Annotated in this window: 5 protein-coding genes and 1 pseudogene; 4 read left to right on the top strand and 2 right to left on the bottom strand. The window is 70.5% G+C overall.

Annotated elements, in window-relative coordinates:
* Positions 1–379: pseudogene (locus F1599_RS12150) on the bottom strand (DUF3108 domain-containing protein); the annotation flags it as partial.
* Positions 339–1172, bottom strand: a complete 834-nt coding sequence (locus F1599_RS12145) for an IclR family transcriptional regulator (RefSeq protein ID WP_150083259.1) — start codon at positions 1170–1172, stop codon at positions 339–341. The pseudogene F1599_RS12150 and the gene F1599_RS12145, both read right to left, overlap by 41 nt.
* Positions 1173–1552: 380 nt before the next feature.
* Here F1599_RS12145 and F1599_RS12140 point away from each other — a divergent pair, with 380 nt between their 5' ends.
* From F1599_RS12140 to F1599_RS26205, 4 genes are all read left to right on the top strand, one after another.
* Positions 1553–2593 (top strand): Bug family tripartite tricarboxylate transporter substrate binding protein, encoded by a 1041-nt coding sequence (locus tag F1599_RS12140; RefSeq protein ID WP_150083258.1) that lies wholly within the window; start codon positions 1553–1555, stop codon positions 2591–2593.
* Between the two features lie 88 nt (positions 2594–2681).
* On the top strand, positions 2682–3665 hold the full coding sequence (locus tag F1599_RS12135; RefSeq protein WP_150083257.1) for a fumarylacetoacetate hydrolase family protein: 984 nt from the start codon (positions 2682–2684) through the stop codon (positions 3663–3665).
* A 300-nt stretch (positions 3666–3965) separates the two neighbouring features.
* Entirely contained in the window at positions 3966–4829 is an 864-nt protein-coding gene (locus tag F1599_RS12130) for an enoyl-CoA hydratase/isomerase family protein (protein WP_150083256.1), read from the top strand.
* Between the two features lie 262 nt (positions 4830–5091).
* Positions 5092–6210, top strand: coding sequence for a PhaM family polyhydroxyalkanoate granule multifunctional regulatory protein (locus tag F1599_RS26205; RefSeq protein ID WP_395895535.1), 1119 nt, complete (start codon positions 5092–5094; stop codon positions 6208–6210).
* The last annotated feature ends 32 nt before the right edge of the window (positions 6211–6242 follow it).

The following is a 6242-nucleotide window of genomic DNA, read 5'->3' as shown; positions in this document are numbered from 1 at the left end:
CCGCGACGCTGCCGGTGCCGCCCGGCGAGGTCGCCAGCGGGGAGCCTTCGGCCGGCGCCGGCGGCCCTGGCGCGGGCTCGGCAGCCGGCTCAGGTTCCGGCGTGGCGGCCGGGGCGGGAGCGGGTTTTGGGGGAGGACGGCGCGGACGTGGCGGCGGAGTCGGGGCGACGGCGACCGGCTTGGGCGGCAGCAGGATCGCCTCGAGCGCCGGCGTGTCGACCGCGTCGAGCGGAATCAGCGGACCGGGCATCCGCACCAGCCCGATCAGCACCAGCGCATGCGCGACCAGTACGACCGCCAGCGCGACCGCCCAGCGCAGGCGGCGCGCACGTTTCGCATCAGGCGTGACCGGCGTTTCCGGTCGGCGGGGTCCCGCCAAGATATCCAAGCTCCGTCGAGATCCGATGTGCGATCTCGCGCACCTGGCGGTCGATCGCTCCGCCCCATTCTGCATCGAATACGGTCTGGGCGCCCAGCACGATCAGCGCCATCGAGACGTGGCCGCTCGCATCGAACACCGGAAACGAGATCGCGTTGATGCCCGGCAGCACCCCGCCCAGCGTGCGCGCCGCGCCGTGGGCGCGCACGTCGGCGCACACCGCGTCGTAGTCGGCCAGCGAGCGCGGCAGGTCCGGCAGATTGTCGTCCCGGCGCTCGTTCAGTTCACGCTCGATCAGCGGCAGCGTCTGCTGGCGCGGCAGATAGGCGCCGAACAGGCGCCCGGTGGCCGAATTGAGCATCGGCATCACGTCGCCCAGGCGCAGGCTGACGGTGACCGGGTGGCTCGACTCCTCCCAGTGCACCACGGTCGGCCCGTGGTTGCCCCAGACCGCGATGCCGACGGTCTGGTCGATGTCGTCGCGCAGCTGGGACAGGATCGGGCGCGCCTTCTTGACCGGATCGAGCCGGTTCAGCCCGGCCAGTCCCAGTTGCAGTGCGAATGGCCCCAGGTCGTAGCGGCCGCTGACCGGGTCCTGCGCGACCATGCCCAGCCGCTGGAAGCTGACCAGATAGCGATGCGCCTTGGCCGGATTCATGTCGGCCGCGGCGGCCAGGTCCCGCAGCATCATCGCGCGCGGCGAGGCGGCCAGCGCCTTGAGCAGCTGGAAGCCCACCTCGATGGACTGGATGCCGGTGCGCAGCTTGGCGTCGTCTTCTTCTAGTTCGGTCATGCGTCGATATGGAGCGGGCGGGTCGGTACCCGGGATTTGGGTACGGGGGATACGGAATGGCAGCGCCCGGGCCGGCGAGCCGCGGGCCAGCGCGGCAATATAGTTCGATTCCGTCACGTCGCGCTACGCCCCGATCCGTAAATTTACTATAGCGAAATCGATTTACCAGTTTTTAATCCGTCGCTAGACTGCGCAAGGGTGCCGACCGTGCCGAAAAGCGTCGAAATGCATCCAGGGACGTCCGCAAGCCCAAAACCCAAGAGCCCGAAGGCCAGGACGCCCGGGCCGCCCGGACGGCGGACGCCGAGCGCTCGAACACCCGAAAACCCGAACACCCGAACACGGCACCACGCCCGCACAACAACATCCCGGAGACCCGCATGCCAGCCCCGCTTGCCGCTGCGCCCACCGCGCGCCCTTCCCTGCCGATCCTGCGTCGCCTGCTGAACGCCGCCGTGCTGAGCGCCGGCGCGCTGGCCGCCATTGCCGCCGCCCTGCCCCGCCCGGCCGCGGCGCAGGCGGCCTGGCCCAGCCAGCCGGTCCGCTGGGTGGTCCCCTATCCGGCCGGCGGCGGCACCGACGTGGTCGCGCGCACGCTGGCCCAGGCGATCTCCCCCGCGCTCGGCAAGCAGGTGGTGATCGACAACCGGCCCGGCGCGGCGACGATCGTCGGCGCCGACACCGTCGCGCACAGCAGGCCGGACGGCTACACGATCCTGACCGCCGACACCGCGACGCTGGCGGCCAACCCCTCGCTGTACCGCAAGCTGCCGTACGACCCGGCCAGGGACTTCGTCCACGTCGGCATGATCGCCCGCTTCCCGCTGATCCTGGTCGCCAACCCGAACTTCCCCGCGCGCACGCTGAAGGAGGCGGTCGACTACGCGCGCAAGAACCCGGACAAGGTCAATTTCGCCTCGCCCGGCGCCGGCAGCCCGCACCATCTGGCGATGGAGCTGTTCATGGAGCAGACCGGCATCAGGATGACCCACGTGCCGTACAAGGGCGCGGCGCCCGCGGTGCAGGACCTGCTGGCGGGCCAGGTCGACGTGATGTTCCTCGATCTGGCGGCTGGCCAGCAGAACGTGCTCGGCGGCAAGCTGCGCGCGCTCGGCAGCGCCACGCCCAAGCGGCTGGCCGCGCTGCCGCAGGTTCCGACGGTGGCCGAGGGCGGCGTCGCCGGCTTCGAGGCCTACGCCTGGCAGGGCGTGGTCGCCCCGGCCGGCACGCCGCAGCCGGTGGTGACCCGGCTGAACGCCGAGCTGGTCAAGGCGCTGAAGCAGCCCGAGGTGCACAAGCGCTTCGAGGGCATCGGCGTCGAGCCGGTCTCCAGCACGCCGGACGAGTTCGCGCAGTACGCCCGCACCGAGGCCGAACGCTGGGGCAAATTGATCAAGGCCAAGGGCATCACGGTAGACTGACGCCCTCGCGGCGGCCGGCACAGCCGGCGCCATCTCGCCATCCGCACGCCGGCTCGATGCCGGCGTCGTTCTTGATGCAGGAATCCCGATGAAACTGGCCACCCTGAAGGACGGCTCGCGCGACGGACAGCTCGTGGTCGTGTCGCGCGACCTGAAGACCGCGCACTATGCCACCGACATCGCCGGCAAGCTGCAGACCGCGCTGGACGACTGGCACTTCCTCGCGCCCCAGCTGCAGGATCTGTACGACGCGCTGAACGCCGGCCGCGCGCGCCATCCCTTCGCGTTCGATCCGCGCCAGTGCATGGCGCCGCTGCCGCGCGCCTACCAGTGGGCCGACGGCTCGGCCTACGTCAACCACGTCGAACTGGTGCGCCGCGCGCGGGGCGCCGAGATGCCGCCGGAGTTCTGGACCGATCCGCTGATGTACCAGGGCGGCTCGGACGACCTGCTCGGGCCCTGCGACGACATCGTCTGCGCCAGCGAGGCCTGGGGCATCGACTTCGAGGCCGAGGTCGCGGTGATCACCGGCGACGTGCGCATGGGCGCCACGCCCGAGCAGGCGGCCGAAGGCATCCGGCTGCTGATGCTGGCCAACGACGTGTCGCTGCGCAACCTGATCCCGGCCGAACTGGCCAAGGGCTTCGGCTTCTTCCAGAGCAAGCCGGCCACGGCGTTCTCGCCGGTGGCGGTCACGCCCGACGAGCTCGGCGAGGCCTGGCGCGAGCGCAAGGTCCATCTGCCGCTGACGGTCTGGTGGAACAGCAAGAAGGTCGGCTCGCCCGACTGCGGCACCGACATGGTGTTCGACTTCGGCCAGCTGATCGCCCACATCTGCAAGACGCGCAATGTGCGGGCCGGCAGCATCGTCGGCTCGGGCACGATCTCCAACGTCGATCGCAGCAAGGGCTACTGCTGCATCGCCGAGAAGCGCACGCTGGAGACGATCGAGAGCGGCGCGCCGGTGACCCCGTTCATGCAGTACGGCGACGCGGTCAAGATCGAGATGTTCGACGCCCAGGGCCGCTCGATCTTCGGCGCGATCGATCAGGTGGTGGCGGCGCCGGCCTGAAGCGGCCCGAAGCGGCCAGAAGCGGCCAGAAGCGGCCTGAGCGGCCTGAGTGGCCTGAGCGGGGCCTGAGCGGCCTGAGCAGCGTGACGCGCCCGGAAGTGGCCTGACCCGCCGGATTGCGGCGGAGTCTGGGACCGGCGCGGCGTGATGCGGACCGCGGCAGCGATGCGCCTATAATTTCCCGACCGTCCGGTTGGGGAATTCCGGCGCGCCCGTTTCGGGCCGCCGATTGCTCCCCTGTCCGGCGCAGCCGCGGCCGCCCGCCGCGCCTCCCACCCACGCCAGGAGTCCGCGCCCGCCATGACCACCACCCCCGCCGCCACTTCAGCCGCCACCGTTGGCAACAACGGCACCACGCCTTCCGAACGCTACGCCCGCTATCAGGCGCTGACCCTGCGCCAGCACGGCCCCATCCTCGAGATCGTGATGGGCGCACAGCAATCGGCCAACCGCAAGCTGGCCACCGCCGACGCCAACATGCATCGCGAACTGGCCGAGATCTGGCGCGACGTGTCGGCCGACCCGGAGATCCGCGTCGCGCTGATCCGCGGCGAAGGCAAGGGCTTCTCGGCCGGCGGCGACCTCGCGCTGGTCGAGGACATGGCCAACGATTTCGAGACCCGCGCGCGCGTCTGGCACGAGGCGCGCGACCTCGTCTACAACGTGATCAACTGCGACAAGCCGGTGGTGTCGGCGATGCATGGTCCCGCCGTGGGCGCCGGGCTGGTGGCCGGGCTGCTGGCCGATATCTCGATCGCCGCGCGCACCGCGCGCATCGTCGACGGGCATACGCGGCTCGGCGTCGCCGCCGGCGACCACGCCGCGATCGTCTGGCCGCTGCTGTGCGGCATGGCGAAGGCCAAGTACTATCTGATGCTGTGCGAGTCGGTCAGCGGCGAGGAAGCCGAGCGCATCGGGCTGGTCTCGCTGGCGGTCGACGAGAGCGAGCTGGTGGCCAAGGCCTTCGAGATCGCCAACCGGCTCGCCGAAGGTTCGCAGAGCGCGATCCGCTGGACCAAGTACGCGCTGAACAACTGGCTGCGCATGGCCGGGCCCGCCTTCGATACCTCGCTGGCGCTCGAATTCATGGGCTTTGCCGGACCCGATGTCCGCGAAGGCGTGGCCAGCCTGCGCGAGAAACGGCCGCCGCGTTTCGGCGCTTGAGCCGACGGTTCGGTCGACTTTGTGCGTCGGCCACGGGTCAGCGTTGAAGTCGGCCTTTGAGTCGGCGTTTGAGTCGGCCTTTGAGTCGGCCTTTGAGTCGGCCTTTGAGTCGGCGTTTGAATCAGCGCTTGAGTCGGCGTTTGAATCAGCGCTTGAGTTGGCGCTTGAGTTGGCGCTTGAGTTGGCGCTTGAGCCCGCGCGCGGGACGCCCCGGACAGCGCGCATTTTCCAATGACGATGGCCCCACCGCGGAGCACAGACCATGTTTGGACAGATACCCGATTTCAATGACGGCTTCGAATTTCTGCGCAAGATGTGGGGCAACGCGGCGGGCATGCCGACCGGGCTGATGCCCGGCCTGCAGGCGATGACGCCGCCAATGGATCTGGACGAGGTCGACAAGCGCATCCATGACCTGAAGGCGGTCGAAAGCTGGTTGCAGCTGAACGCCAACCTGCTGCGCACCACGATCCAGGGGCTTGAGGTCCAGCGCGCGACGCTGGTCGCGCTGAAGACGGTCGGCGAGGCGCTGTCGCCCGAGGCGCTGCAGAGCGCGATGGAAAACGTCGCCCGCGCGGCCAACGCGCCGAGCGCGACGCCGCCGCGGCGTCCGGCTTCACCGCCGCCGGCACAGCCCGCCGCCGGCGCGGAAGGCATCGACCCGAGCGATCTGGCCGACATGGCCGAGATGGAGGCCACGCCCGATTACGACGAGGACGAGGACGAGGGCCCGGACAGCCCGGACCAGGAAGCGCCGCCCGAACGCCGAGGGGAACAAGCGGAACAGCCGGGGCAACGCGCTGGACAGCAGGCCGGACAGCGGGCCGGGCAGCAAGCTGGCGCATCGCAGTCCGGCGGCGCCTCGCCGCCCCCGCAGGCCAATCTGTGGTGGGACATGCTGCAGCAGCAATTCAATCAGATCGCGAGCAGCGCGGCCGCCGCGAGCCTGGCCTCGCTGAACAATCTGGGCGCCTTCGGCGCCGGCCAGCCGGGAACCGGGGCGGCGGCCCAGGGCAGCGGCCAGGCGGGGGCCGCTGGCGCGAGCGAACCGGAACAGCCGGCGCCGTCCGGCAAGGGCAGCGCGAAGCCGACGGCCAAAGGCCGCTCCAAACCGGCGGCGAAGGCGGCAGGCAGCAGGGCGACACGCGCGGCAAATGACGGCCCCCCCGACGGGACCCGCGGAGGCGGCGCGAAGGCGGGTGCAAAAGCGGGGGCAAAAGCGGGGGCAAAAGCGGGCACGAAGGCCGGCACGAACGGCACCTCCCATGGCACCTCGAATGGCGCCTCGAGTGGCCCCTCGCATGGCCCCTCGAACGGCGCCGCGCCCGCCGGCAAGACCGCGAAGCCCGTGCGCCGCGGCAAGGCCAACAACGGACACTGACAGCGGAGGCGCCTTGGCAGCGAGCAAGACCA

The organism is Cupriavidus cauae (assembly GCF_008632125.1).
Lineage (GTDB): Bacteria > Pseudomonadota > Gammaproteobacteria > Burkholderiales > Burkholderiaceae > Cupriavidus > Cupriavidus cauae.
The sequence above is the reverse complement of the archived record's forward strand: the minus strand, read 5'-3'. Positions and strand labels throughout refer to the sequence as shown.

Coding starts and splice junctions, on each gene's coding strand:
- F1599_RS12135 (WP_150083257.1), top strand. CDS start 2,682: ATGAAACTGGCCACCCTGAAGGACGGCTCGCGCGACGGACAGCTCGTG.
- F1599_RS12145 (WP_150083259.1), bottom strand. CDS start 1,172: ATGACCGAACTAGAAGAAGACGACGCCAAGCTGCGCACCGGCATCCAG.
- F1599_RS26205 (WP_395895535.1), top strand. CDS start 5,092: ATGTTTGGACAGATACCCGATTTCAATGACGGCTTCGAATTTCTGCGC.
- F1599_RS12130 (WP_150083256.1), top strand. CDS start 3,966: ATGACCACCACCCCCGCCGCCACTTCAGCCGCCACCGTTGGCAACAAC.
- F1599_RS12140 (WP_150083258.1), top strand. CDS start 1,553: ATGCCAGCCCCGCTTGCCGCTGCGCCCACCGCGCGCCCTTCCCTGCCG.